This window comes from Streptomyces sp. ISL-36 (assembly GCF_018614205.1).
Lineage (GTDB): Bacteria > Actinomycetota > Actinomycetes > Streptomycetales > Streptomycetaceae > Streptomyces.
The window spans coordinates 1-26270 of record NZ_JAGGOS010000079.1 but is presented as its reverse complement, the minus strand read 5'-3'; the positions used below and the strand labels follow the sequence as shown (position 1 = coordinate 26270).

Sequence of the window (26270 nt, the reverse complement as noted above, 5' to 3'; positions counted from 1 at the left end):
CGCCCGGGGCGCGGTGGATCCGGTCGGACCGCCGCCCGCGCCTCCTGCGGCCGCGTCGTCCCGGTCCCGGTCCGGGGCGCCTCCGCGCGGGCCGACCGCTCCACCTCCGGTCCCGGCGCCGCCTCCGCCGGCGATGCCGCTCCCGCTCCCGCTCCCGCCCCGCTCGCCGAGCGGAGCCGTACCGCCCCAGGGGACCGTGCACAGCGCCGCCGCGCTCGGCACCGTGCGGGAGGAGGGGCCGTCCTCGTCCGGCCAGGGGGCCACGCAGACCAGAGCGTGCAGGCCCTCCGCGTCCGGGCCCAGCGCCGTGCGCAGGGCCGCGAGCGCCATGTCGTACTGCCAGCCGCGCTCGGCGGTCAGGCTCGCCCGCAGCTCCCGGGAAAGGTCGGCGCCTGCCCGCTCCTCGTCCGCGAGGAGGCCGCCGATCCGGTTCGCGACCTCCATCGCCGCGGTCAGCCGGGCCTGCGTGGGACCCGGTTCGGCGTCGAGCAGCCAGACGTATCCGAGGACGACGCCCCGGTGGCGTACCGGCAGGCAGAGCCGGTCCCGGAAGACGCCCGCGTCCGGCGCCGCGGGGATGCGCACCGGGCCCGTGGCCCGGGTGATGCCGAACCCCTCGAACCAGGCGCGGACCGCGGGCGTCGACTTCCTGGTCAGGATCGAGCGGGTGCGAACCGGGTCCATGGCGCTGTCGTCGTCACTGTCGTGGGCCCCGAAGGCGATCAGACCGAAATCCCGGTTCTCCAGCGTCGCCGGGGCGCCGAGCAGCGCCGAGATCTCGTCCACCAGCTCCTGGTAATCGCCCTTCACGCCGCCATTCTCGCACCCATCGCGCCAGGCTTCATACAGATGTCTGAGATGCCGTCCACAGATGCGTGACAGCTGTCGATGGCCGAGGATCGGAGCGATCCTTAGGTTTCACGGTGGTTCTCCGTGCTGTTCCCGATCTGTTCCGTACGTTCGGGTACAGGACGTTTTCAACACTCCGTCCTTCAGGAGGTGCCCCGTGCTGGGTCCCGTGATCCTCGCCGCGTCCCGCAGCGACAGAATGCGCCGTTTCGTGTCGGCCGCCCCCGGGACCAAGCAGGTCGTCGACCGGTTCATCGCCGGTGAGACGGTCGAGGACGTCATCCCGATCGTCGAGGACATCACCGGCCGGGGCCTGGAGGTCACCCTCGACGTCGTCGGCGAGGACATCACCACCGTCGAGCAGTCCTACGCCGCCCGGGACGCCTACCTGGAGCTCATCGGCCGACTCAAGGAGCTGGGCCTGGGCGCCCGCGCCGAGATGTCCGTCAAGCTCTCGATGTTCGGCCAGGCGCTGGAGGGAGGGCACGAGCTGGCCCTCGCCAATGTCCGCCCGGTCGTCGAGGCCGCCGCCGAGATCGGCACCACGGTCACGCTGGACGCCGAGGACCACACCACCCTCGACTCGATGTTCGCCATCCACCAGGAGCTGCGGAAGGACTTCCCGCAGACCGGCTGCGTCATCCAGGCGTACCTCTTCCGCACCGAGGAGGACGCCCGCCGCCTCGCCGCCGACGGCTCCCGCGTCCGGATCGTGAAGGGCGCCTACAAGGAGCCCGCCTCCGTCGCGATCCAGGACAAGCCCGAGATCGACAAGGCGTACGTCCGGATCATGAAGATCCTCATGGACGGCGAGGGCTACCCGATGATCGGCTCGCACGACCCGCGGCTCATCTCCATCGGCCAGGAGCTCGCCCGCCGCGCCGGGCGCAAACTGGACGAGTACGAGTTCCAGATGCTGTACGGCATCCGCAGCGAGGAGCAGAACCGGCTCGCCGCCGAAGGCCACCGCATGCGCGTCTACACGGCCTACGGCACCGACTGGTACGGCTACTTCATGCGCCGCCTCGCGGAGAAGCCGGCCAACCTCCTCTTCTTCGCCCGCTCCATCCTCACCAAGGGCTGAGCCCACCTCTCACAAGGAGTTACGAGACTCATGGACGCTGTCACCCAGGTCCCCGCTCCGGTCAACGAGCCGGTGCACAGCTACGCCCCCGGTTCCGCCGAGCGCACCCGTCTGGAGGCCAAGCTCAAGGAGCTGGCCGAGAACCCGCGTGAGCTGCCGATGACCATCGGTGGCGTCAAGCGCATGGGCGGTGGCGAGCGCTTCGACGTCGTACAGCCGCACAACCACAAGGCCGTCATCGGCACCTTCGCCGCTGCCACGGAGGCGGACGCCCAGGACGCCATCGACGCCGCCCTGGCCGCGGCCCCGGCCTGGCGCGCGATGTCCTTCGACGACCGTGCCGCGATCATCCTGCGCGCCGCCGAGCTGCTCGCCGGTCCCTGGCGCGAGACGCTGGCCGCCTCCACCATGCTCGGCCAGTCCAAGACCGCCCAGCAGGCCGAGATCGACACCCCGTGCGAGCTCGTCGACTTCTGGCGCTTCAACGTGGCCTACGCCCGCCAGATCCTGGCCGAGCAGCCGCCGGCCAACTCCCCGGGCGTGTGGAACCGGCTGGACCACCGCCCGCTGGAGGGCTTCGTCTACGCGATCACGCCGTTCAACTTCACGGCCATCGCGGGCAACCTGCCCACCGCCCCCGCCCTCATGGGCAACGTGGTCGTCTGGAAGCCGTCCCCGACCCAGACCCACTCCGCCGTGCTCCTCATGGAGCTCCTGGAGGAGGCCGGCCTGCCGAAGGGCGTCATCAACCTGGTCACGGGTGACGGCATCGCCGTCTCCGAGGTGGCCCTGAACCACCGCGACCTGGCCGGCATCCACTTCACCGGCTCGACCAAGACCTTCCAGCACCTGTGGAAGACGGTCGGCAACAACATCGAGAAGTACCGCTCCTACCCGCGGATCGTCGGCGAGACCGGCGGCAAGGACTTCGTCGTCGCCCACCCGAGCGCCGACCGCGCCGTCCTGAAGACCGCGCTGACCCGCGGCTCCTTCGAGTTCCAGGGCCAGAAGTGCTCCGCGTCCTCGCGCGCCTACGTTCCGGCCTCGATCTGGAACGACGGCTTCAAGGAGGAGTTCGCGGCCGAGGTCGACGGCATCAAGATGGGTGACGTCACCGACCTGACGAACTTCATCGGCGCCGTGATCGACGAGCGTTCCTTCGCCAAGAACAAGGCCGCGATCGACCGCGCGAAGGCCGACCCGACCTGCACGATCGTCGCCGGCGGCAGCTATGACGACTCGGAGGGCTACTTCGTCCGCCCGACCGTCATCGAGTGCTCCGACCCGGAGAACGAGGTCTTCACGACCGAGTACTTCGGCCCGATCCTCGCGGTGCACGTCTACGACGACAGCTCTCCCGAGAAGTACGACGAGATGCTGACCCAGATGGAGTCGGTCTCGGACTACGCCCTGACCGGCTCGGTCATCTCGGGCGACCGCGCCGCCGCCGCGTACACGATGGAGAAGCTCCGCTTCGCCGCGGGCAACTTCTACATCAACGACAAGTCGACCGGCGCCGTCGTCGGCCAGCAGCCCTTCGGCGGCGGCCGCGCGTCCGGCACGAACGACAAGGCCGGCGCCCCGCAGAACCTGATGCGCTGGACGCTGACCCGCGCGATCAAGGAGACGCTGGTCCCGCCGACCGAGTACGGCTACCCCCACATGGGCTGACGCCCCCGCCTCGCAGAGGCCCCCTGACACCGCCCCCCTCCTGGGTCCCCCAACCGAGGACGGGGGCGGTTCTCATGCGGTGGCGGGGGTCGGGGGACGGGGTCACCAGGCGCGCAGGTAGACCCGGGTCCGGTCGGCGTCCAGCTTCTGGAGGAAGACCTCGATCCACGCGATGTGCTTGCGCCGCTTGTCGTCGACACAGGGCGGGCAGACACCGGCCCAGCGCACCCCCTGCAGCGTGTCCGGCTCGGGCAGCCCGAGGTGGGCGAAGGGGGTGCCGGGAGGGATCGGCGTGCTGAGCGGGGCCCTGACCTCCAGCGGCTCCTGCGCTTCGAACTGCTTCCCGATCGCCTCGGCGGCCTTCGGGGTCGTGGCGAAGGACAGCAGGTAGGCGTCGTCCTGGAAGTTCACCTGGAGTGCGCCCTTGACCTCGGTGGCTCCCGCCGGCACGTCGACCCTCATGAACGCGGCCGCCTCGGGGGCCCCTGCCTTCTCGTCCCAGTACTGGGAGCGAGCCGCGTCCCGCTCCGCCGCGTCCGACGAACAGGCACCGAGCAGCCCGGCGAGGGCTGCCATGACCACTGCCTGTCCCAGGCGGGACCTGATCATCGGTTCTCCTCCCGGCCGCGCTCCGGGTCCTTGCGCGTGCCTTCACGGCCCGGATCCACCTCGGGCACCGAGGCAGGGCCGGGCCCGTCGGTCAGGTCCTGGTGGTGCACGGAGCTGGAGCCTCGCATGTCGTACTCCTGTGCAAGGCCGGTCGTGTGCAGGCGTTGCAAGTCGGTGTCGGGGATGTGGATGGGGCCGATGTTGACCGACTTCCCTTGGTCCCAGTTGTACCGGTCCCAGACATTGACCTGGTAGTCGAGGGACACCTTGGGCTTGCCGTCGGTGCCAGGGGTGACGCTGACGACGCCCGAGACGTTCTGCTGGTGTCCGTTCACCGCGTAGTACCAGTCGGTGCCGTCGGGGAGGTTCTGGCTTGTGGTCCTGCTCTCCACCGGGATGGCCACCGGCTTTCCGCCGGACTTCTCGAAGGCGTCCAAGGCCTGTTGCCGCCAGGCGTCCTGGTGGCGACCGAGGTGGTTGCCCTCGATGGACGCCTTGAACGTCGGCTCGTCCTTGAGGAAGCGGTCCACGTCCAGCGTCAGCGGTTCGCCGGTCGCTCCGAGATAGTGCGCCATGTTGCGGCTCGCCATGCTCTGCCCGAAGACGTCACCGCCGCCCTGGACTCCCTTCGCCTGGGCGAGGATCCAGTAGTCGTGCTGGGTGGGCTCCTCCACCCCGAATGGTCCGGCGCCCTCGTCCGGCTGCTTCCACCGGTACTTGAACGCGTCCAGGATTCCCGCCTTCTTCAGCTCCTCGCCCCGCTCCTCCAGCAGGATCCCGCGCGTCACCGGGTCCAGCTTGCTCCACCACTCCGCGACCTTCGCCCGGTCCTTGGGCATGTTCTCGGCCGCGGCCGCCTCCTTGAGGGAGGAGTACGGGCGGCTGCCGTTGAAGCCGCCGAACGTGCCGTCCTGGAAGTTCGTGTCCGTCACCGCGTCGATCAGCGCGAGCTTTACCCCGCTGTCGGCCTCTTCGAAGGCGTCCACCGCCTGCTGGATCCGTCGCGTCCAGGAGCGCTCCACCCCGGCGAGGTCCGGGTCGTGGCGGATCGCACGGGCCTCCTGCGCGTCGACCTTGGAGAAGTCGTACGAGGCGACACCGCCCTCGCTGACCTTCATGCCCGCCGCCACAGCCTCGGCGACCGCGTCCTTCACCTTGCCCCTCAGCTCGGTGAAGAGTGTGGCCGCCTCCCGCAGCAGCATGGCCACGGCCCGTGCCTGGATCTGGGCGCTGTTGTACTCGTTACGGGTGACGGCGAAGTTGGGAGCCGCCACCTGCTGCGCCTGACCCAGCCAGACGCCGCTCGTGGTGGTCGACTGGACCTTCTTCTCGTACGTCGTCTCCAGCGTCTCGAACTTGTCGGCCATGCCGTCCCAGGCGGTGGCCGCGGTGGTCAGCTTGCCGAAGTCGGTCGTCATGACCTCGTGGTACGTGAGCACGGCGGGTCACTCCTTCGGGGCGGGGGCCAGCGGTCGGAAACCGTCGAGGGTTCTCAACTCCTGGGCCTGGAAGGAGAGTCCGGATCCGCTGAGGGCCGCCTTCTCGCCGCCTAGCCGGCCGAGCAGCATCTTCACCTGCCCGGCCCAGGTCTCCTCGACGGTCTTCAGGGCGGAGGCCGTCTGCCAGCCAGCCAACTCCGTCTTAGCGGCGGTGGTCGACGCGTCCGCGTGGTCCCCGGCGGACCTTGTGTCAGGCTCCAGGATTTCATGGATCGCCTTGGCCGCCGCCTTCTTCTCGGCCGGTGCGGTCTTCAGATCCGGCGCGCCCGTACCTCCCCCGCCACTCCCGCCGCCTCTATCGAGTTGGTTGAGCCGCATGCTCGTCGTGTCGGCCTTGATCTGCGACCACTCGTCGTCGAACGCCATATCCACCCCCGTTGAGACTGGCGCCAGCCCGATTCACCCTACACAGAGGGGCCGACAGCGCGTTCGAGGAAATCGCCGATCAGCTCGGCGATGCGCGGCGCGTGGGTCTCCAGGGCGAAGTGGCCCGTCGGCAGGAGGTGGATCTCCGCGTTCGGGAGGTCGCGGCGGAAAGCCTCCGCGCCCGCCGGGACGAAGACCTCGTCGCCTTCGCCCCAGACCGCGAGCAGCGGCACCTGACTCGTGCGGAAGTACTCCTGGAAGGCAGGGTAGAGGGCGAAGTTGGAGCCGTAGTCGGCGATCAGGTCGAGTTGGACGGCGTCCTGGCCCTCCCGGGCCATCAGGGCGGCGTCGTGGTGCCAGGCGTCGGGGCTGAGGAGGTCGCGGTACTGGGGCGGGACACCCGTTTCGTACTGCCACTTGATGCCCTCCAGCGAGCGGATCGCGCGGACGGGGGCCTCCGTCTCCGGGGTGCGGTCGGCGATCAGCGCCAGGACCGGAGCCCACGCGTCGGCCCCGAGGCCCTCCTCGTACGCGTTGCCGTTCTGGGTGACGATCGCGGTGATGCGCTCGGGGTGCGCCAGGGCCAGGCGCAGGCCGATGGGAGAGCCGTAGTCCTGGATGTAGAGCGCGAACCGGTCGAGCCCGAGCAGTTCCGTGAACTCCGAGGTGAGCGCGGCGAGTTCGGAGAAGGTGTAGTCGAACTCATCGGCCGTGGGCGCGGCGCTGCGGCCGAAGCCCAGGTGATCGGGGGCGATGAGCCGGAACCGGTCGGCGAGCAGGGGGATCAGGTCGCGGAACATGTGCGAGCTGGTGGGAAAGCCGTGCAGCAGGAGCAGGACCGGCGCCTCCGCCGGGCCGGCCTCCCGGTAGTGGATCGCGTGGCCCCGGACGAGGACGGTGTGGTGGTGCACCTGGTGGACCTGGCGTCGCACGTTCATCGCTCTAACCCCTCATTACTGTTTTGGTGGTTACGTGAGGGAGTCAAGCGGCCATTGATCAACCTGTCAAGGGGAAATAGAAGGTTAGAGAGGAGGGGGTGTCCGATGGCAGACTGGCGGCGTGACCGACTCGCTGCGTCTCGCCCCCACCCATGAACTCCGACCCGAGCGCCTGCGCACCCTGCGGGAGATGCTCGACGCCGCCTTCGGCGGCGGATTCTCCGACGAGGACTGGGATCACGCCCTCGGTGGCATCCACGCCTGGATCGAGGACGAGCGCGGTGTGGCCGCCCACGGGAGCGTCATCATGCGCCGCGCCCTCCATCGGAGCCGCTCGTACCGGGTCGGTTACGTCGAAGGTGTCGGCGTCCGCGCGGACCGGCGGCGCCAAGGGCTCGCGGGCAGGCTCATGGCCGAGCTGGAGCGGGTGATCGACGGGGCGTACGCCTTCGGCGCGCTGTCCGCGTCCGACGACGGGGCCGCGCTCTACGCGGCGCGCGGCTGGCGCCTCTGGGAGGGGCGGATCGAGGTGCTCGGGCCCGACGGGCTCGTCCGCCTGCCGGAGGAGGAGGGGTCGACCTTCCTGAGGTCGGCGGGGGGCCGGGTGCTGCCCGACCCCGCCGCAGCGCTCGCCTTCGACTGGCGTGACGGCGACGTGATGTGAGGGCTCAGCAGCCGGAAGCCGGAAGCCGGAAGCCGGAAGCCGGAAGCCGGTAGTCGCCAGCCGACTGTCGTGAGTGCCCCGGCCTCCCGGCCCGTGCCTAGCCCCTCTGCGCCTCCAGCTTCGCCGTGTACGTGGCCGAGATCGCCCAGCCCACACCGAAGAGCGCGAACACGTACCCCGGCAGCCCGAGCCCTGCCACCGCGACCCCCACGCACGCCGCCACGGCCACCGCCCACACGGTCAGCGCCACCTTGCCCCGGCGGCTCAGGAACAGCCATCCAGCGGGTCGCGCCGGCCGGGCGTCCAGTTCGCCCGCCGGGCCCGCGCTCGCCGCCTTCGGGCGCTTGAGGTAGCCGTACATCATCCACTCGCCGCACAGCTCCCAGCCCTCGGGCTCCAGTTCGCCCAGGACCTGCTCACGACGCCGGCCGCCGATCACCTCGCGCCGGTACTCCCAGCGCAACGCCACCCCCGGCGCCCGGCGGCAGACGAAGCGGCCGAGGGTGTCGAGGGACTCGACCTCCCAGCCCTGGTCGCCGTGGACCGCCAGCATCCGCCGGTCGTTGAAGAGGTCCGCGGTCCAGGTCCACCTCTCCGCCTCCTCGCCGGGTTCGCCGGGCAGCGGGGCGAGACCCCCCAGCCGCGCCGCGAACGCGGCTGCCGGGCCGAACTCCTCCTCCGGGCGCGTCCCCGTCTCCGCGAGATGGCCGCGCAGTTCGGCGACGGTGGAGTCGGTCTGCTCCGGCGGTACACCGGCGGTGCGCAGTGCGGCGGCGAGCTCGTCGAAGTAGGCGGCGTCCGTGGTCGTCATGTCGTTCCCCCTGGGCTGAGCATGGTCTGTACGGCGTGGTGGAAGGTCAGCCAGGCCCCGCTCTCGGTCGCGAGCCGGGCCCGGCCCTGCTCGGTGAGCCGGTAGTAGCGGCGTCCCGGCCCTCGCTCGGCTGCCCGGAACTCGGCCTCCACCAGACCGGCTTCCTCGAGCCGGTTCAGTACGGGATAGAGCGTGCCGCCCTTGATCTCGCCGACCCCCGCCTCGGCGAGCGCCTTGGCGATCTCGTACCCGTAACTCTCTCCCTCGGTCAGCCGGGAGAGGACGAGCAGGTCGAGAACGCCCTTGAGCCAGCTGGATCTGCGGTCTGCGGCCATGAGCCGCATTCCATCACTACCTAGGTAGGAAAGCAATCTAGTTAGCTTGGTCAGGTAGCTCGTCGCACCAGCATCTTGCCGATGTTCCGCCCGCGCAGCATCTCCAGGAAGGCGTCCACGATGTGCTCGAAACCGTCCACGACCGTCACGTCCAGCGGCAGCCGCCCGCTCCGCAGGTGCGGCACGGCGAAGTCGTACAACTCCTGCTGGGCGTCCGCGTGGTCGCGCACCAGGAAGCCTTCGAGCCGGATGCTCTTTCCGACCAGGTCGAAGAGGTTGCGCGGCGCGGCCGGGGGAGCGGAGAGGGCGTGGTACTGCGCGACGGCGCCGACCCAGGCGATCCGGCCGTGCTCCCGCAGTGCGGCGATCGACGCCTCCAGATGGTCGCCGCCCACCCCGTCCAGGACGGCGTCGAGCCCGTCCGGGGCCGCCTCGGCGAGCAGCTCGGTGACCGGCCCGTCGTGGTAGTCGAAGGCCGCGTCGAAGCCGACCCGCCCGGTGAGGTGGGCGACCTTCCGCGCCGAGCCCGCGCTGCCGACGATCCGGCCCGCGCCGAGGAGACGGGCGAAGCGTCCGGCCGCCGTCCCCACTCCGCCGGCCGCGGCGGAGACGAACAGGTCCTCCCCCGGCTGGAGCCGCGCGATCCTGGTCAGACCGACGTACGCGGAAAGGCCCGTGCCGCCGAGCACGCTCAGATGGGCGGCCAACGGCACGCCGTCGAGGTGCGGCACCGGGCGCACCTCGGCCGGCGCGACCACGGAGTGGGTGCGCCAGCCCCTGCGGTGCTGCACCAGGTCGCCGGGGGAGAGCTCCGGGGTGCGGGAGTCGACGACCCGGCCGACCGTGCGGCCCTCCATGGGGGCGTTCAGCGTCCACAGCGAGTCGTCGTCCATCGCCTCGCGGTGGTACGGATCCACGGACCAGAGGAGGTTCTCCACGAGGGCCGTGCCGGGGGCCGGGGCGGGGACGGGCGCCTCGACGAAGGCGAAGTGGGCGGGCGTGGGGAAGCCCACGGGGCGGGCGGTCTGCTGGACGGTGATCATGGTGTCGTTCGTCATGCCGGTGACCGTAGGAGGGAATCCCACGGGCGGGCAGTAGGGTGCGTCGATGGCAGCCGCCGATCCATGAAAGTTCCTCATACTCCGAGGTGAGAGCCGCGATGACCGACCTCGCGCCGCGCGAACTGCGCATCCTTGTCGCCGTCGGACGCGAGCGCGGCTTCTCGGCCGCCGCCGTCGCACTCGGCATGACGCAGTCCGCCGTCTCCCACTCGGTGCGGACCAGTGAGCGCAAGCTGGGCGCGGTCCTCTTCGACCGAGGGCGGAACGGCGCCACCCCCACCGCGGCCGGCGAGCGGGCCCTCGCCCACGCGCGGCGGGTGCTGCGGCTGCTGGACGTGATGGCGGCGGAGGTGCGGGGGGTGGAGCACGGCACCGCCGCCGGGCCGCTGCGGATCGCGGCCTTCCGCAGCGCCGCCCTGCATCTGCTGCCGCGTGCCCTGGAGGGCCTGGCGGCCCGGCACCCGGAGATCGTGCCCGAGGTACGGATCGTGCGGGAGGTGGGGCGCGGCGCCGCCGGTGAGGTCCTGGACGGGCGGGCGGACCTGGGCATCGCGACCATCGGGACCACCTCCCCCGTACCGCCGCAGCTGGTCGGGGGAGTGCTCGTCGAGGAGGGGTACGCCCTCGTCCATCCGGCCGGGCACCCCGCGCCGCGCTCCCTCCCGCTGGTCGACTGGGCGGAGAACTGCACCTCCTACACCCGCGCGTGGTGGGCGGAGCAGGACTGGCTGCCGCCGGCGACCGTGGAGGCCCAGGACGACGGAGCGGTGCTCTCGATGGTGAGCAGTGGTTTCGGCATGGCCGTGATGCCGGAACTGTCCCTGGTCGGAGCACCGCCCTCTGTGCAGATCACCGATCTCGGCGCGGAGCGTCCGACCCGCTCCGTCGGCTATGTCACCACCCCTGAGCTGGCCAGATCCCTCGCCGTGCGGGCGTTCGTCCGGGAGCTGCGCGCCGGTGCGGCCTGATCGCCGTCTCAGATAGTAGGAAGTCCGAGTAATTGTGGAGACAGACGCGGCCGCCTGTCCTAGCTTTGTAGGAGCCGAACGTCTCGCTCCATCAAGCGAATGGCGGTCGTGAGCGCGCTGCCCCGCGCAGGCAACCCCTGCGGCAGCGCTCCCCGCCCCTTCCGGCGCCTTCGATCACCACTGATCTCGGATCACCACTGATCTCAAGGAGTCGATCCCCCATGGCCGCTGAGACCGCCCGCCGCATCCGCCACTCCGTCGTCCGCCCCAGCGACGACGCCCGCAAGAACGCCGCCGCCGCCCTCCAGCGGGCCCTGGACCGCCGTGACAACGGCGGGTCCACGGGGCACTGACCGTCGGCTCGCCAGGGCTCCGCCCGACAGGGCCCTAAGAGCGCCTGACCTCGAAGTGGTCGATGCGCTCGCCGCTCTCGGCGAGCGCGGAGACCTTGAGGACGGGCGCCGCCCCGGCCACGGCCTCCACCGCGAGGAACGAGAAGCCGGTGTAGCGCACCCTCGACCACTCCACGGTGTCCGGGTCCGGCAGCCGCAGCTTGGTCCAGTGGTACGTCAGGATGTGCTCGTGGTCGTGGACGTGCCCCTCGTAGCTGTCCTGGACGCCGAGCCCGAAACCGTACAGCTCCTTGCCCGCGCCGCCCGCCGTGACGTAGACGATGCCGTCGCGCGTCGGATCGGTCGTCCCGCCGATCGGTACCGGCCGACCCACCTCGCCGCCCTTGATGGCGTCGGTGCGCTCGTAGACGTGATTGTGGCCATTGATCACCAGATCCACCTGGTGCTTGGTGAAAAGCGGCAGCCACGCGTCGCGCACCCCGCCGTCGGAGGCGTGAGTCGAGGTCGAGTAGGCGCAGTGGTGGAAGAAGACCACCACGAAGTCGATCTCCGGCCGGGCGCGCAGCTCGCCGAGCCGCCGGTCCAGCCATGCCGTCTGGCGTCCTTCTGTGTACCCCTTGTTGGCCGGGATCTCGTACGAGACGTCGTTGGCGTCCAGCGCGACGACACCGACATTGCCGTACGTGAAGGAGTACACGCCGGGCGCGAGGGCCGGGTCGGGGCCGTTGGCCGGGAGCGACCAGCGGGCCGCCTGGCCGCCGTAGCCGTTGGGGGAGTACCACGCCTCCATGTCGTGGTTCCCGGTCGTCACCATCCACGGCACGCGCGCCGCCACGCTCTCCGTCTGCGCCAGGAACTGGTCCCAGACGCGGGCGTCGTAGGTGTCCGACTCCTTGCCCTGCCCGGTGGAGTCCGCGTAGCAGAGGTCGCCGGCGTGGAGGTGGAAGGCCGGGTTCTGGCCGAGGATCAGCTGGTCGTTGGCGAGCGCGTGGTAGCTGACGCCCTGGTCACCGAAGGCCGTGAAGACGAAGGTCTCGGGCGCCGCCGGAGCCGTACGGAAGGACCCGAGGGTGCCCAGCCGCTCGGGGGACGCCGGGTCGAAGCCGTCGTGGCCGACGCCGTAGTAGTACGTCGTTCCCGGCCGCAGCCCCTCCAGGCCCACATGCAGGTAGTACTGGTCGACGGCCGGCAGCTTCCGGGAGAGGGACGGGGTGTGCAGCGGCCGCACCTCGGCCTCGATCCGCGACCCCAGCTCCCAGGGCCGCAGCCCCACCCGGACGTAGGGACGGCCGACGGGGAGCGGCACCTGCCAGGAGATCCGTATCTGGGTCCTCGGGTCCGCGCCGAACGCGAGGTGGCGGCCGAACGGGGCGACGAGCGAGCCCTCGACGGCGGTGGTGGCGGGGGAGGTGACCAGGGTGGGCGAGGCCGCTGCGGGGCCCGCCGACAGCAGGCCCGCACCGGCGCCGGCGGCGGCGGTCGCCACCGACCCCGCGAGGACCCGGCGGCGCGTCAACGTGGCGCGCAGATACTCGTGTTGCTCCGGCATGGACATACGACGTGCGAGGGCCTCGGGGATCCCGAAGCGTGGGGTGTCCTCAGTCATGGCGGGCAACTTGCCAGTAACTTACGACTCCGCGCCAGACATGGGATGAACGAAATTCGACGGATGCGTGCGCCCCGGCGCGCCGGGTCCGCATGGTGGACAATGAGTGTCAACCGCTGGGACGAGGAGTAGGGTGCCGACATGTCTCACAGCATCAATCTCGCAGTCATTCCCGGCGACGGCATCGGCCAGGAGGTCGTGGCCCAGGGCCTCAAGGTCCTCGCCGCCGCCCTTCCGCAGGATGTGAAGCTGGAGACGAAGGAGTACGACTTCGGCGCCAAGCGCTACCACGCGACCGGTGAGACCCTCACCGACGCCGACGTCGAGGCCCTCAAGCAGCACGACGCCATCCTGCTCGGCGCGATCGGCGACCCGTCGGTCCCGTCCGGCGTCCTGGAGCGCGGCTTCCTGCTGAAGCTCCGCTTCCTCTTCGACCACCACGTCAACCTGCGTCCGTCGAAGCTGCTCCCCGGCGTGTCGACCCCGCTCAAGGGCCAGCCCGAGATCGACTTCATCGTGGTCCGCGAGGGCACCGAGGGCCCCTACACCGGCAACGGCGGCTCGATCCGTACCGGCACCCCGCACGAGGTCGCCACCGAGGTCTCCGTCAACACGGCCTTCGGCGTCGAGCGTGTCGTCCGTGACGCCTTCGCCCGCGCCCAGGCCCGCCCGCGCAAGAAGCTGACGCTGGTCCACAAGAACAACGTCCTGGCCTACGCGGGTCACCTCTGGACCAACATCTTCAACAAGGTGGCCGAGGAGTTCCCCGAGGTCACCACCGACTACCTGCACGTGGACGCGGCGACGATCTTCCTCGTCACGCAGCCCGAGCGGTTCGACGTGATCGTCACCGACAACCTCTTCGGCGACATCATCACCGACCTCGCCGCGGCCGTCTCCGGCGGCATCGGCGTCGCCGCCTCCGGCAACATCAACCCGAGCGGCGAGTTCCCGTCCATGTTCGAGCCGGTCCACGGCTCCGCGCCGGACATCGCGGGCCAGGGCAAGGCCGACCCGACGGCCACCGTTCTCTCCGTCGCGCTCCTCCTGCGCCACCTCGGTTACGAGACCCAGGCCGGCCGCATCGAGCAGGCCGTCGCCGCCGACCTGACCGAGCGCGGTGACTCGGTCCGTACGACGGACGAGATCGGCGACGCGCTCGCGGTACGAGTAGCGAGCTGACCCGCCGACTGACGCCACACACAGCCGCCGGGTCGCATTCCGCACCCGGCGGCTGTACCTATGCGGTCGCAGGGTGCCACCATCACATCCTGGACCGTATGCACACCGTTTTCGTGCACCGGTCCCCACGGGCGATAATCGAACGTGGGGCCGCGGCATGCGGGAAAGCTCGGACGTCCTAGCAGAGCACTGATAGCGGCGTGAGCGCGGTCCGTCACACACAACCGGTGAAGGACAAGCACTCATGACGACGCCCACGATCGAGCTCAAGCCCTCCTCCAGCCCGCTGTCCGAAGCGGAGCGCGAGGCGATCCTGGCCAGCCCCGGATTCGGCCGCCACTTCACCGACCACATGGTGACGATCCGGTGGACCGAGGGCCGCGGCTGGCACGACGGTGAGCTCGTGCCGTACGGCCCGCTCTCCCTCGACCCGGCCACGAACGTCCTGCACTACGCGCAGGAGATCTTCGAGGGCCTCAAGGCGTACCGCAGGCCCGACGGCTCCGTCGCCACGTTCCGCCCCGACGCCAACGCCCGGCGCTTCCAGGCGTCCGCCCGCCGCCTGGCCATGCCGGAGCTCCCCGTCGAGACCTTCGTCGAGGCCTGTGACGTGCTGGTCCAGCAGGACAAGGCATGGGTCCCGGCGCACGGCGGCGAGGACTCCCTCTACCTGCGCCCGTTCATGATCGCGACCGAGGTCGGCCTGGGCGTGCGGCCGGCGAACGAGTACCTCTTCGTCGTCATCGCCTCGCCCGCCGGACCGTACTTCCCCGGTGGCGTGAAGCCCGTCTCCATCTGGCTCTCGGAGGACCGCGTCCGCGCCGTCCCCGGCGGCGTGGGCGACGCCAAGACCGGCGGCAACTACGCGGCCTCCCTCCTGGCCCAGGCCGAGGCGGCGGCGCAGGGCTGCGACCAGGTCGCCTACCTCGACGCCGTCGAGCACAAGTGGGTCGAGGAGCTCGGCGGCATGAACCTGTACTTCGTGTACGGCAACAAGATCGTGACGCCGACGCTCACCGGCTCCCTCCTCGCCGGCATCACCCGGGACTCGCTCCTGCGGCTCGCCGAGGGCCTCGGGTACGAGTCCGCGGAGGGCCGGGTCTCCATCGACCAGTGGGAGGCCGACACCGCGAACGGCACCCTGACCGAGGTCTTCGCCTGCGGCACGGCCGCCGTGATCACCCCGGTCGGCACGGTCAAGGCGGCCCGCGGTGAATGGCAGCAGTCGGGCGGACAGCCCGGCGAGGTCTCGATGAAGCTGCGCGAGGCGCTGCTCGCGATCCAGACGGGCAAGGCGGAGGACGTCCACGGCTGGATGCACGAGCTGGGCTGAACCCCGCACGTACGCACGCCTGCGGGACGCGTACGAGAAGAGGGCCTTCCGGCCGGCCCCGTGCCGGCCGGAAGGCCCTCTTCTTCGTCCCCGGCCGGCGGGCCGGACGAGCTCCGTCGGTGATCGGGCACGGCGCCGCGCCGTGGGGCCGGCCACCGCGGCCCCGGGGGCGTCCGTACGCCCTGGAGCCGCGGTCCGTCCGCAGCGGGGGGACCCTCAGGTCAGGGCCGCCTCCGGCTCCGGTGCCGGCGCCGCCTTCGGCGTCAGCGCCGCGTACAGGACGCCGCCCACCACGCCGGACAGGACGAAACTGCAGTCGATCCCACCGGTGAGGGCGAGCAGTGGTCCCTCGTAGAGAGGGGTGGACACCGCCGCGAGTCCCACGACGGCGCCGATCGCCCACGAGGCGACCGCCCGCGCGTTCCACCCCGCCGTGAACCAGTACGCCCCGCCCTTGGCCCGGCGGTTGTATACCTGCAGTGCCTCCGGGTCGTACGTGCCCGCGCACCGCGTGTGCCCGATCAGGGTGATCACCGCCCACGGCGTACCGATCGCCGTCAGCAGCAGCACGAACGAGGTCATCGCGGACTGCGCGTCCGAGGCGAAGTGGCCCAGGAAGACGAAGGCCGTCGCCACCGCCGCGACCACCAGCGTCGCCCGGGCCCGGGTCGCGCGCGGCAGGATCGCGTCGAGGTCGAGACCCATCGAGTACAGCATCAGACCCGCGTTGCCGACCGAGCCGGCGGTCGCCGCGAGGAGCAGCGGCACCAGGTACCAGGCGGGAGAGGCCTCGACGAGCGGGCCCGCGTAGTCCAGACCGCCGCGGGCCGCCAACGCCGTGAACGTGCCGAAGAGCTGAGGGACCAGCAGACCGGCGAGCAGGCCCAGACAGGTGGTCCGCCACACCGTCCTCGAACTGTGCCGTTCGGGCGAGATGTAGCGGGTGTAGTCACCGAGCAGCGTGATGAAGGCGACGGGCCCGCTGAGCCCGGCCGCCACCGCCGAGAGGACCCAGGTCGGCCAGAACGAGCCGAGCAGGTACGGGGTGTCGGGCACCGCCGCCGTGGTGAAGTCGCCCGCGTAGGCGATGAGCCCGATGGCGAGCAGCAGGGTCATGCCGATCGCGAGCGCCTTGCTGAGCCGGAGCAGCAGCCGGTAGCCGTAGACCGCGGCGACGGCGGTGCAGGCCGCGAGCAGCGCGTACACCACCGTGTGGGTGACGTCGCCGGTCGGCAGGCCGGTCAGCCGGGCGAGCGTGCCCACCATCACGTCCCCGCCGATCCACAGCGTCAACGCGGTGTAGCCGAGGGAGAGCAGCAGGCCGACGACCGAGCCGACGAGCCGCCCGCGGACGCCGAAGAACGCGCCGCTGGAGGTGGAGAGGTTGGTCGCGGTACGCAGCGAGACGAGCGCGAGCGGGGCGGTCACGACGACGCCCACGAGCGTGCCGGCGACGACGGAGGTCAGCGACGCCCACAGCCCGAGGCCGAAGGAGACCGGCAACCAGCCGAAGACGATCACGCCCAGGCAGAGGTTCGAGCCGAGAAGGATCGAGAGGAGGTCTCGCGGACCGCTGGTGCGTTCCGCTTCGGGGATGGTGTCGACTCCGCGCTGTTCTATCGGCATGGGGGCTCCCTGAGGGGAAAGCGGGCGGACAGGTTTTTGAGTGGCGCTCAATGTCGCCCACTACTCGCCCGTACGTCAATGCTTGGATCCTGCGGCTTCAAGGTTTAGAGTGTCGCTCAAACAGGAGGTGTTTTCGACGTGCGACTGACCCCCACCGAGCGCGACCGGCTGCTGCTCTTCGGCGCCGCGGAACTCGCCCGGGCCCGCCGGGCCCGAGGCCTGCGGCTCAATGTGCCCGAGGCGACCGCCCTCATCGCGGACACGGTCTGCGAGGCGGCCCGCGACGGCAGGCGACTCGCCGAGGCGATCGCCGCCGCCCGGTCCGTCCTCGGCCCGGACGACGTGCTGCCGGGTGTGGCCGATGTCGTCACCGAAGTGCATGTCGAGGCCGTTTTCGACGACGGCTCGCGGCTCGCGGTCGTCTCCGACCCGATTGGCTGGGGGTCCCCCGGTGAAACCGGCGGAGGAAGCCTCGGCGACGCCGCCCCCGGCGCCCTGCTGCCGGGCCCCACGCAGGCCGAGCAGCCGCCCGCGCTGGTCCTGCTGGTCCGCAACACCGCGAACGTCCCGGTCAGCGTCACCTCCCACTTCCACTTCTTCGAGGCCAACCCGCGCCTCGACTTCGACCGCGCCGCCGCCTACGGCATGCGGCTGGCCGTCCCGGCCGGGTCCTCCTTCCGCTTCGACCCGGGCGGCGAGGCCGAGGTCGGGCTCGTCCCCATCGGCGGCGCCCGGGTCGCCATCGGCTTCGCCGGGCTCGTCGACGGCCCGCTGGACGCACCCGGCGCGAAGGAAGAGGCCCTGCGGCGCGCGGCGGCCTGCGGCTACCTGGGGGCGGGCGACACCCCCGACTACCTGTCGTCGTCCCCGGCCGCGTCCCACGACGCCGACCCGACGGCTTCCCAGGACGGGGACCCGACGGCGTCCCCGAAGGAGGGCAACTGATGGACCCGTACGAGTACGCGTCGGTGCACGGCCCCCGCGCGGGCGACCGGGTCGTCCTCGGCGACTCCGGACTCGTCGTCCGGGTCGAGGCCGACTCCCAGAAGCCCGGGGACGAGTTCCTCGCCGGCTTCGGCAAGACCGCCCGCGACGGCCTGCACCTCAAGGCCGCCGCCGTCCGCGACACCTGCGACGTCGTGATCAGCAACGTCCTGGTGATCGACGCCGTCCAGGGCATCCGCAAGGTGTCCATCGGCATCCGCGAAGGCCGCATCCACGCCATCGGGCGGGCCGGCAACCCCGACACCCTCGACGGCGTCGACGTCGTCGTCGGCACGGGCACCTCCATCGTCTCCGGCGAGGGCCTCATCGCCACCGCCGGAGCCGTCGACACCCATGTCCACCTGCTCTCGCCGAGGATCATGGAGGCCTCCCTCGCCTCCGGCGTCACCACCGTCATCGGCCAGGAGTTCGGCCCCGTCTGGGGCGTCGGCGTCAACTCGCCCTGGGCCCTCAAGCACGCCTTCAACGCCTTCGACGCCTGGCCCGTCAACATCGGCTTCCTCGCCCGCGGCTCGTCCTCCGACGCGGCCCCGCTGGTCGAGGCGCTCGCCGAGGGCGGCGCCTCCGGCTTCAAGGTCCACGAGGACATGGGCGCCCACACCCGCGCCCTCGACACCGCCCTGCGGGTCGCCGAGGAGCACGACGTCCAGGTCGCCCTGCACAGCGACGGCCTGAACGAATGCCTCTCGGTCGAGGACACCCTGCGCGTCCTCGACGGCCGCACGATCCACGCTTTCCACATCGAGGGCTGCGGCGGCGGACACGTCCCCAACGTCCTCAAGATGGCGGGCGTGCCGAACGTCATCGGCTCGTCCACCAACCCCACGCTGCCCTTCGGCCGCGACGCGGTCGCCGAGCACTACGGGATGATCGTCTCCGTCCACGACCTGAAGACCGACCTGCCCGGCGACGCCGCCATGGCACGCGACCGGATCCGGGCCGGGACGATGGGAGCGGAGGACGTCCTGCACGACCTCGGCGCGATCGGGATCACCTCCTCCGACGCGCAGGGGATGGGAAGGGCCGGCGAGACCGTACGCCGGACCTTCGCCATGGCCGGGAAGATGAAGGCCGAGCTGGGCCCCCTGGAGGGCGACGGCGCGCACGACGACAACGCGCGCGTGCTGCGCTACATGGCCAAGCTGACCATCAACCCGGCGATCGCCCACGGCCTCGCGCACGAGATCGGCTCCATCGAGGTCGGCAAGATGGCCGACATCGTGCTGTGGCGGCCCGAGTTCTTCGGCGCCAAGCCCCAGATGGTGCTGAAGTCCGGCTTCCCGGCGTGGGGGGTCGTGGGCGATCCGAACGCCGCCACCGACACTTGCGAACCGCTCGTCCTCGGACCGCTGTTCGGAGCGCACGGCGCGACCCCGGCCGACATCTCCGTCGCCTTCGTCGCCCAGGCCGCCGTCGACCTCGGCTCCGACGCGATGCCGACCCGGCGCCGGCGCGTGGCCGTCCGGGGCACACGGGGCATCGGCCCCGGCGACCTGCTGCTGAACTCCCGGATCGGAGACGTCTGCGTCGACGGCCGGACGGGCCTGGTGTCGCTGGACGGCGACCCGATCCGCTCCGAACCGGCCGAGTCCATCTCCCTCAACCGCCTCTACTTCCTCTAGGACCTCTCCATGACTTTCCGTATGCCGCCCGAGTGGGCCCCGCACGAGCGCACGTGGATGGCGTGGCCCGGCCCCAACCCCACCTTCACCAACGAGGAGGAGCTGGCCGAGGCCCGCGCCGCGTGGGCCTCGGTGGCCCGCGCCGTACGCCGCTTCGAGCCGGTGACGATGGTGGTCGGCCCCGGTCAGCTGGACTCGGCGCGCGCCCTCCTGGGGCCGGACGTTGAGCTCGTGGAGCGGGAACTGGACGACGCGTGGATGCGGGACATCGGCCCCACGTTCGTGAAGAACGCGAACGGTGAACTCGCCGCCGTGGACTGGGTGTTCAACGGCTGGGGCGCGCAGGACTGGGCTCGCTGGGAGCACGACTCGAAGATCGCCCGCCATGTCGCGGACCTGGCGGGGGTCCCGGTGCTGCCCTCCCCGCTCGTGAACGAGGGCGGCGCGATCCACGTCGACGGCGAGGGCACGGTCCTGCTGACCGACACCGTCCAGCTCGGCGCGGGCCGCAACCCCGAGTGGACCCGCGAGGAGGTCGAGGCCGAGATCCACGCCAAGCTCGGCACGACGAAGGCGATCTGGCTCCCGCACGGCCTGGCGGGCGACTACGGCCTGTACGGCACGCAGGGCCACGTCGACATCGTCGCCGCCTTCGCGAAGCCGGGCGTGGTAGTGGTCCACAGCCAGCAGGACCCGGCCCACCCCGATCACGAGCGCTCGCGCCTGTACGTCGACCTCCTGCGCGGCCGGACCGACGCGAAGGGCCGCACCCTGGAGATCGTGGAGATCCCGGCCCCGACGGTCCTGAAGGACGAGGAGGGCGACTGGGTCGACTACTCGTACATCAACCACTACCTGTGCAACGGCGGCGTGGTGCTCTGCGGCTTCGACGACCCGAACGACGAGATCGCCGCGGGCATCTTCCGCCGGCTGTTCCCGGAGCGGATCGTGACGCTGGTGGACGCGCGGGCGATCTTCGCGGGCGGCGGCGGCATCCACTGCATCACACAGCAGCAGCCGAAGGTCTGAAAAGTTCCGGTGGTCGGGCCGCGGGCCGTGTGACAGCCCGCGGCCGCGCCGCTGATCCCCTGGCACCCGGGGCCGCCTCCGGCCGGACGGTGGACGGAACCACCCTGGACCCCATGAGGTAGAACGTACGAGTGACCCGCATCGACCCCGCCACCCCCCGGCGCCGCAACCACCCCGCCCCGCCCCGCGAGGAGCTCCTCGCCGCCGCCATGGACACCATCGCCGAGCGCGGGCTCGACGGGCTGACCATGGCCGGGCTCGGGCGCGAGGTCGGGATGAGCAGCGGGCACCTGCTCTACTACTTCCGTACCAAGGACGAGCTGCTCCTGCAGACCCTGGAGTGGAGCGAGGGCCGGCTCGGCGCCGAGCGCAGCGCCCTCCTCTCGCGGCCCGGGACCGCCCGCGAGCGGCTCGACGGGTACGTCGACGTGTACGTCCCCGACGGCCCCCGCGACCCCCACTGGACGCTCTGGCTGGAGGTCTGGAACCGGTCGCAGAACGCCGCCGACGACGCCCGCGCCCGGCAGGCCGCCATCGAGGGGGCCTGGCACCGCGACCTGGTCGCGCTGATCGCCGAAGGCGTCTCGCGCGGGGAGTTCCGGGCGGTCGACCCGGACCGGTACGCGGCCCGGATGCGCGCTCTGCTCGACGGATTCAGCGTCCACGTCGCGGTCGGCATCCCCGGCACCGGACGGGAGCAAGTCCTCGCCCACGTCAGTGAGTTCATCGCGGACACGCTGCTCCTGCGACCGTAACGCACGCAAGTACTCCCGATCGTTGCGCGCTACGCCCTTGTTACGCTCCGGGGTCGTCCGGCACGGTTCCGGACCATGGGACGAGAGCATTGGAAGAAGATCTGGGTCGGTTCGGCCGGCAACATGGTCGAGTGGTTCGACTGGTTCGTGTACGCGAGTTTCGCGACCTACTTCGCGGGGGCGTTCTTCCCCGAGGGCAATGACACCGCCAAGCTCATGAACACCGCCGGCATCTTCGCCGTCGGCTTCTTCATGCGCCCCGTCGGCGGCTGGCTGCTCGGCCGGGTCGGCGACCGCAAGGGCCGCAAGGCGGCGCTCACCCTCACCGTGACGCTGATGTCCACCTCCGCCGTGCTGATCGCGATCGCCCCCACGTACTCCGTCGCCGGGTACGGCGGCGCCGCCGTCCTGCTGATCGCGCGCCTGCTCCAGGGCCTCTCGGTCGGCGGCGAGTACGCGGCCAGCGCCACCTACCTCACCGAGGCCTCCGCCCCGCGGCACCGAGGCTTCGCCTCCAGCTTCCAGTACGTGTCGATGACCGCGGGCCAGATCCTCGGCCTCGGTCTGCAGATCATCCTCCAGCGCACCATGTCGGCGGAGGCGCTGCACAGCTGGGGCTGGCGCATCCCGTTCATCATCGGCGCCCTCGGCGCGGCGGTCGTCTTCTACCTGCGGCGCAACATGCTGGAGACGGAGGTCTACGAGGAGACCGCCGACGACGGCGTCGCGCGCGGCGAGAAGGGCACGATCAAGGCGCTGTGGGCGCACAGGCGCGAGGCCTTCCTCGTCATCGCCCTCACCATGGGCGGGACCGTGGCCTACTACACGTACACCACGTATCTGACGAAGTACCTCTCCAACTCCGCGGGCCTGCCCAAGCAGACGGCGACCCTGGTCTCCTTCTGCGCGCTGATCGTCTTCGCCTGCCTGCAGCCGCTCGCGGGCAGGCTGTCCGACCGGATCGGCCGCCGCCCGCTCCTGATCACCTTCGCGGTCGGCTCCACCTTCCTCACCGTGCCGATCATGACGATGCTCCAGCACGCGGGCTCGTTCTGGCCGGCGCTCGGCCTGTCTCTGCTGGCGCTGGTCGTCATCACCGGCTACACCTCGATCAACGCGTGCGTGAAGGCGGAGCTCTTCCCGACCGGCATCCGCGCGCTCGGTGTCGCCCTGCCGTACGCCATCGCCAACGCGCTCTTCGGCGGTACCGCGGAATACGTGGCGCTGTGGTTCAAGGACTCGGGGATCGAGTCCGGCTACTACTGGTACGTGGCCGGATGCGCGGCCGTCTCGCTGATCGTCTACCTCTCGATGCGCGAGACCCGCGACATCGACCTGGGCCGGGTGGGGAAGGCGGCCCCGGTGCCCGAGCAGGGCCTGGGGGCCGAGACCCCCGCCGCGACCCGCTGACACGCGCGTTTCCCCCGCCCCGCCCGCCCGTGGCCGCCCGCGCGCCGGGCCCGGGGCGGGGGTTGCCCGCATCGTGAGATCCGTGTCCCGCGCGACGCGGGGCTGTGGCAGACTTCGGGCGTGCTTGCTACCACCATGATTATCGGCAGCAGCGCGCCGGTCCGCAGTGACCGCTGAACCGCGACTCGACCCCCGCGGCAGTGGACACCGTGCCCCAGACCCGCGCGCAGACCTCTCGCACCCGCGAGAGGTTTTTTCGTTTTCCGGCCCCACCACCGCCGGAAACGGACGACGCGTGAGAATGGGGGCAAGTGGATCCAGACCTTCCGGAGCCACATCCGACAGGAGCCATCACAGTCATGACCACGGAGACCGACGAGAGCCCGCGCCCGCGCCTCGACGACAGCTTCCATGTCTTCGACACGACGCTGCGCGACGGGGCGCAGCGTGAAGGCATCAACCTCACCGTCGCCGACAAGCTGACCATCGCGCGGCACCTCGACGCGTTCGGAGTGGGCTTCATCGAGGGCGGCTGGCCCGGTGCCAACCCGCGCGACACGGAGTTCTTCGCCCGCGCCCGGCAGGAGATCTCCTTCAAGAACGCGCAACTCGTCGCGTTCGGCGCGACCCGCAGGGCGGGCGGCAACGCCGCCGACGACCCGCAGGTCAAGGCGCTGCTCGACTCCGGCGCCCCGGTCATCACGCTGGTCGCCAAGTCCCACGACCGGCACGTCGAGCTCGCGCTGCGCACCACCCTCGACGAGAACCTGGAGATGGTCCGCGACACCGTCTCCCACCTGCGCTCCCAGGGCCGCCGGGTCTTCGTCGACTGCGAGCACTTCTTCGACGGGTACAAGGCCAATCCGCAGTACGCCAAGGACGTCGTCCGCGCCGCCGCCGAGGCCGGGGCCGACGTCGTGATCCTCTGCGACACCAACGGCGGCATGCTCCCCGCCCAGATCCAGGCCGTCGTCGCCACCGTCATCGCGGACACCGGCGCCCGGCTCGGCATCCACGCCCAGGACGACACCGGCTGCGCCGTCGCCAACACCCTGGCCGCCGTCGACGCCGGCGCCACCCACGTCCAGTGCACCGCCAACGGCTACGGCGAGCGGGTCGGCAACGCCAACCTCTTCCCGGTCGTCGCCGCGCTGGAACTCAAGTACGGCAAGAAGGTGCTGCCCGAGGGCGCCCTCGCCGAGATGACCCGGATCTCGCACGCCATCGCCGAGGTCGTCAACCTGACGCCCTCCACCCACCAGCCGTACGTGGGCGTCTCCGCCTTCGCCCACAAGGCCGGACTGCACGCCTCCGCGATCAAGGTCGACCCCGACCTCTACCAGCACATCGACCCCGAGCTGGTCGGCAACACCATGCGGATGCTCGTCTCCGACATGGCCGGGCGCGCCTCCATCGAGCTCAAGGGCAAGGAGCTCGGCGTCGACCTCGGCGGCGACCGCGCGCTGATCGGCCGCGTCGTCGAGCGGGTCAAGGAGCGCGAGCTCAAGGGCTACACCTACGAGGCCGCCGACGCCTCCTTCGAGCTGCTGCTGCGTGAGGAGGCGGAGGGCCGGCCGCGCCGCTACTTCCGTACGGAGTCCTGGCGCGCGATCGTCGAGGACCGGCCCGACGGCACCCACGCCAACGAGGCGACCGTGAAGCTCTGGGCGAAGGGCGAGCGGATCGTCGCGACCGCCGAGGGCAACGGCCCCGTCAACGCCCTCGACCGGGCGATGCGGGTGGGCCTGGAGCGGATCTATCCGCAGCTCGCCAAGTTCGAGCTGGTGGACTACAAGGTCCGCATCCTGGAGGGCCGCCACGGTACGGAGTCCACGACCCGTGTCCTGATCACCACCAGCGACGGCAACGCCGAGTGGTCCACCGTCGGTGTCGGTGAGAACGTGATCGCCGCCTCCTGGCAGGCGCTGGAGGACGCGTACACGTACGGGCTGCTGCGGGTGGGGATCGACCCCGCCGAGTAGCGGGAATCGGGCGGCCACCCTCACCTCTTGCTCCAGCTATGTCCTGTTCGACCCCGTTCGGGTAGCTTCGAGATATGAGGACCAGGCCGCTCCACCTCCTGTCGGCCCTCGCGGGTCTGGCACTGCTGCTGCTCCTGGCCCTGGCCCCGTCCGTGGGCGCCAGGGCCACCGGGATCCCGGACGCCGCCGCGGCCCTGAAGCAGGGCCCGGTGTACGTCGATCCGGGCGCCGCCGACCAGCTGTCGAAGGCCGACGCGGACGCCCTCGCCCAGAAGATCGAGGACGCCGACAAGCCCCTCTTCGTGGCCGTGCTGCCCGAGGACGCCCAGTTCCCGCCCGAGAACCTGCTGAGGAACCTGCGGACGCAGACCGGGGTGACCGGGCTCTACGCGGTGCGTCTCGGTGACGGCTTCAACGCCGCGGCCGACCGCTCCGTCATGTCGGGCGACGCCGTCCGCAACCTGGTGACATCGGTACGCCAGCCCGGGGTCGACGCGAACACCGAGCTGAACAACTTCGTGGACCAGGCCCTGCCGACCCTGCGCGGCTCCGCCCCCGCCTCCTGGGGGACCGTGGGCAGCGACAGCGGTGTCCCGGTCGGCGGCCTGATCACCCTCGGCGCGGTCGTCGCCGCCGGAGGGGCCGGCGCGTACGCGGTCGTCCGCCGCAACCGGCTCCGCAAGGAGGCCGACGAGCGCGAGGCCCTCGACAGGCTGCGGGTCGTCGTCGACGAGGACATCACCGCCTTCGGCGAGGAACTCGAACGCCTGGACTTCCACCCGGCCGAACCCGGAGCCGACGACGCCATGCGCGGCGACTACGAGCGCGCCCTGGACTCCTACGACAAAGCCAAGTCCCTGATGGGCTCGGCGACCCATCCGCACGACGTCAAGCCGGTGACCCAGGCGCTGGAGGACGGCCGCTGGTCCCTCGCCGTCCTGGCCGCCCGTCGCGAGTCCCGGCCGCTGCCGGAGCGCCGCCCGCCCTGCTTCTTCGACCCGCGCCACGGCCCCGCGACCGCGGACCGGACCTGGACCCCGGCCGGCGGCGCCGCCCGCGAGGTCCCCGTCTGCGCCGCCGACGCCACCCGCCTCGACGAGGGCCAGGACCCCCTGGCCCGCACGGTCGAGACCGACGGCGGCCGCCGCCCGTACTGGGAGGCGGGACCCGCCTACGGTCCCTGGGTCGGCGGCTACTTCGGCGGCGGCATGCTCCCCGGGCTGCTCGTCGGCACCATGCTCGGCTCGATGCTCGCCACCCCCGCCTACGCGTCCGAGTACGGCGGCGGAGACTTCGAGGGCGGCGACTTCTCGGGAGCCGACTTCAGCTCCGGAGACTTCGGGTCGAGCGACTTCGGCGGTGGCGGTGGGTTCGGCGACTTCGGTGGAGGTGGCGGCGACTTCGGCGGCGGCGGGTTCTAGGTGTATTGCCCCGGGAGGTTGTGGACGGGTGATGCACGTCTCGGCTGAGGCGTCTTGAACGGGTGAGGGCCTTCCGGGTTCGGTGTGGATT

The 26270-nt window shown here is 71.1% G+C and carries 23 protein-coding genes and 1 pseudogene; 14 read left to right on the top strand and 10 right to left on the bottom strand.

Features of this window, described 5'->3' with window-relative positions:
• Positions 1 to 810, bottom strand: a pseudogene (locus J7E93_RS20945) (PucR family transcriptional regulator); the annotation flags it as partial.
• A gap of 196 nt (positions 811 to 1006) precedes the next feature.
• Between J7E93_RS20945 and J7E93_RS20940 the strand changes: the two are divergent.
• Both J7E93_RS20940 and pruA read left to right on the top strand, forming a co-directional pair.
• Positions 1007 to 1933, top strand: coding sequence for a proline dehydrogenase family protein (locus J7E93_RS20940; RefSeq protein WP_215071451.1), 927 nt, complete (start codon positions 1007 to 1009; stop codon positions 1931 to 1933).
• Positions 1934 to 1963: 30 nt separating this feature from the next.
• Positions 1964 to 3604, top strand: a complete 1641-nt coding sequence (gene pruA, locus J7E93_RS20935; RefSeq protein ID WP_215071450.1) for an L-glutamate gamma-semialdehyde dehydrogenase — start codon at positions 1964 to 1966, stop codon at positions 3602 to 3604.
• 102 nt (positions 3605 to 3706) lie between these two features.
• On the opposite strand, the gene J7E93_RS20930 is transcribed toward pruA, so the two are convergent.
• Genes J7E93_RS20930 through J7E93_RS20915 form a run of 4 tightly spaced genes read right to left on the bottom strand, consistent with a single transcriptional unit; the run spans position 3707 to position 7016 of the window.
• Positions 3707 to 4213, bottom strand: coding sequence for a hypothetical protein (locus J7E93_RS20930; protein WP_251066849.1), 507 nt, complete (start codon positions 4211 to 4213; stop codon positions 3707 to 3709).
• Positions 4210 to 5652 (bottom strand): hypothetical protein, encoded by a 1443-nt coding sequence (locus tag J7E93_RS20925; protein ID WP_215071449.1) that lies wholly within the window; start codon positions 5650 to 5652, stop codon positions 4210 to 4212. The genes J7E93_RS20930 and J7E93_RS20925 overlap by 4 nt, the downstream gene beginning before the upstream one ends.
• Before the next feature lie 6 nt (positions 5653 to 5658).
• Positions 5659 to 6078 carry a hypothetical protein gene (locus tag J7E93_RS20920; RefSeq protein ID WP_215071448.1) on the bottom strand — a complete coding sequence of 140 codons (420 nt, stop codon included), beginning with the start codon at positions 6076 to 6078 and terminating at the stop codon, positions 5659 to 5661.
• A gap of 38 nt (positions 6079 to 6116) precedes the next feature.
• Complete coding sequence (locus J7E93_RS20915; RefSeq protein WP_215071447.1) at positions 6117 to 7016, bottom strand: alpha/beta fold hydrolase; 900 nt, start codon at positions 7014 to 7016, stop codon at positions 6117 to 6119.
• A gap of 121 nt (positions 7017 to 7137) precedes the next feature.
• Between J7E93_RS20915 and J7E93_RS20910 the strand changes: the two genes are divergently transcribed.
• Positions 7138 to 7680, top strand: coding sequence for a GNAT family N-acetyltransferase (locus tag J7E93_RS20910; RefSeq protein ID WP_215071446.1), 543 nt, complete (start codon positions 7138 to 7140; stop codon positions 7678 to 7680).
• A gap of 97 nt (positions 7681 to 7777) precedes the next feature.
• On the opposite strand, the gene J7E93_RS20905 is transcribed toward J7E93_RS20910, so the two are convergent.
• The 3 genes from J7E93_RS20905 to J7E93_RS20895 are packed head-to-tail and all read right to left on the bottom strand — an operon-like array spanning position 7778 to position 9884.
• Positions 7778 to 8491 (bottom strand): hypothetical protein, encoded by a 714-nt coding sequence (locus J7E93_RS20905; protein WP_215071445.1) that lies wholly within the window; start codon positions 8489 to 8491, stop codon positions 7778 to 7780.
• On the bottom strand, positions 8488 to 8826 hold the full coding sequence (locus tag J7E93_RS20900; protein WP_215071444.1) for a PadR family transcriptional regulator: 339 nt from the start codon (positions 8824 to 8826) through the stop codon (positions 8488 to 8490). Before J7E93_RS20900 ends, J7E93_RS20905 begins: the two co-directional genes overlap by 4 nt.
• Before the next feature lie 50 nt (positions 8827 to 8876).
• Positions 8877 to 9884: an NADP-dependent oxidoreductase gene (locus tag J7E93_RS20895; RefSeq protein WP_215071443.1), complete on the bottom strand. Its 1008-nt coding sequence runs from the start codon at positions 9882 to 9884 to the stop codon at positions 8877 to 8879.
• A 101-nt stretch (positions 9885 to 9985) separates the two neighbouring features.
• On the opposite strand from J7E93_RS20895, the gene J7E93_RS20890 reads away from it, so the two are divergent.
• On the top strand, positions 9986 to 10855 hold the full coding sequence (locus J7E93_RS20890; protein WP_215071442.1) for a LysR family transcriptional regulator: 870 nt from the start codon (positions 9986 to 9988) through the stop codon (positions 10853 to 10855).
• A gap of 221 nt (positions 10856 to 11076) precedes the next feature.
• Entirely contained in the window at positions 11077 to 11208 is a 132-nt protein-coding gene (locus J7E93_RS37840; RefSeq protein ID WP_285440935.1) for a hypothetical protein, read from the top strand.
• Positions 11209 to 11242: 34 nt separating this feature from the next.
• On the opposite strand, the gene J7E93_RS20885 is transcribed toward J7E93_RS37840, so the two are convergent.
• Positions 11243 to 12814, bottom strand: a complete 1572-nt coding sequence (locus tag J7E93_RS20885; protein ID WP_215071441.1) for a metallophosphoesterase family protein — start codon at positions 12812 to 12814, stop codon at positions 11243 to 11245.
• Positions 12815 to 12955: 141 nt separating this feature from the next.
• Between J7E93_RS20885 and J7E93_RS20880 the strand changes: the two genes are divergently transcribed.
• Both J7E93_RS20880 and J7E93_RS20875 read left to right on the top strand, forming a co-directional pair.
• A complete protein-coding gene (locus tag J7E93_RS20880) occupies positions 12956 to 13996 on the top strand; it encodes a 3-isopropylmalate dehydrogenase (RefSeq protein ID WP_158990825.1) in 1041 nt (346 codons plus the stop codon).
• A 244-nt stretch (positions 13997 to 14240) separates the two neighbouring features.
• Positions 14241 to 15329, top strand: coding sequence for a branched-chain amino acid aminotransferase (locus J7E93_RS20875; RefSeq protein WP_215071440.1), 1089 nt, complete (start codon positions 14241 to 14243; stop codon positions 15327 to 15329).
• Positions 15330 to 15545: 216 nt separating this feature from the next.
• Here J7E93_RS20875 and J7E93_RS20870 read toward each other — a convergent pair whose 3' ends face one another.
• Positions 15546 to 16955, bottom strand: a complete 1410-nt coding sequence (locus tag J7E93_RS20870) for a cytosine permease (protein ID WP_215071439.1) — start codon at positions 16953 to 16955, stop codon at positions 15546 to 15548.
• Positions 16956 to 17093: 138 nt separating this feature from the next.
• Between J7E93_RS20870 and ureA the strand changes: the two genes are divergently transcribed.
• The 7 genes from ureA to J7E93_RS20835 all read left to right on the top strand — a co-directional run bounded on the left by ureA (position 17094) and on the right by J7E93_RS20835 (position 26179).
• Positions 17094 to 17900, top strand: coding sequence for an urease subunit gamma (gene ureA, locus J7E93_RS20865; protein ID WP_215071438.1), 807 nt, complete (start codon positions 17094 to 17096; stop codon positions 17898 to 17900).
• Positions 17900 to 19582: an urease subunit alpha gene (locus J7E93_RS20860; protein WP_215071437.1), complete on the top strand. Its 1683-nt coding sequence runs from the start codon at positions 17900 to 17902 to the stop codon at positions 19580 to 19582. The genes ureA and J7E93_RS20860 overlap by 1 nt, the downstream gene beginning before the upstream one ends.
• 9 nt (positions 19583 to 19591) lie before the next feature.
• Positions 19592 to 20611 (top strand): agmatine/peptidylarginine deiminase, encoded by a 1020-nt coding sequence (locus J7E93_RS20855; protein ID WP_215071436.1) that lies wholly within the window; start codon positions 19592 to 19594, stop codon positions 20609 to 20611.
• A 140-nt stretch (positions 20612 to 20751) separates the two neighbouring features.
• Positions 20752 to 21366, top strand: coding sequence for a TetR/AcrR family transcriptional regulator (locus J7E93_RS20850; RefSeq protein ID WP_215071452.1), 615 nt, complete (start codon positions 20752 to 20754; stop codon positions 21364 to 21366).
• Positions 21367 to 21441: 75 nt separating this feature from the next.
• Complete coding sequence (locus J7E93_RS20845) at positions 21442 to 22776, top strand: MFS transporter (RefSeq protein WP_215071435.1); 1335 nt, start codon at positions 21442 to 21444, stop codon at positions 22774 to 22776.
• A 359-nt stretch (positions 22777 to 23135) separates the two neighbouring features.
• Entirely contained in the window at positions 23136 to 24758 is a 1623-nt protein-coding gene (gene cimA, locus J7E93_RS20840; protein ID WP_215071434.1) for a citramalate synthase, read from the top strand.
• Positions 24759 to 24832: 74 nt separating this feature from the next.
• Complete coding sequence (locus J7E93_RS20835) at positions 24833 to 26179, top strand: hypothetical protein (RefSeq protein ID WP_215071433.1); 1347 nt, start codon at positions 24833 to 24835, stop codon at positions 26177 to 26179.
• Positions 26180 to 26270 lie beyond the last annotated feature (91 nt).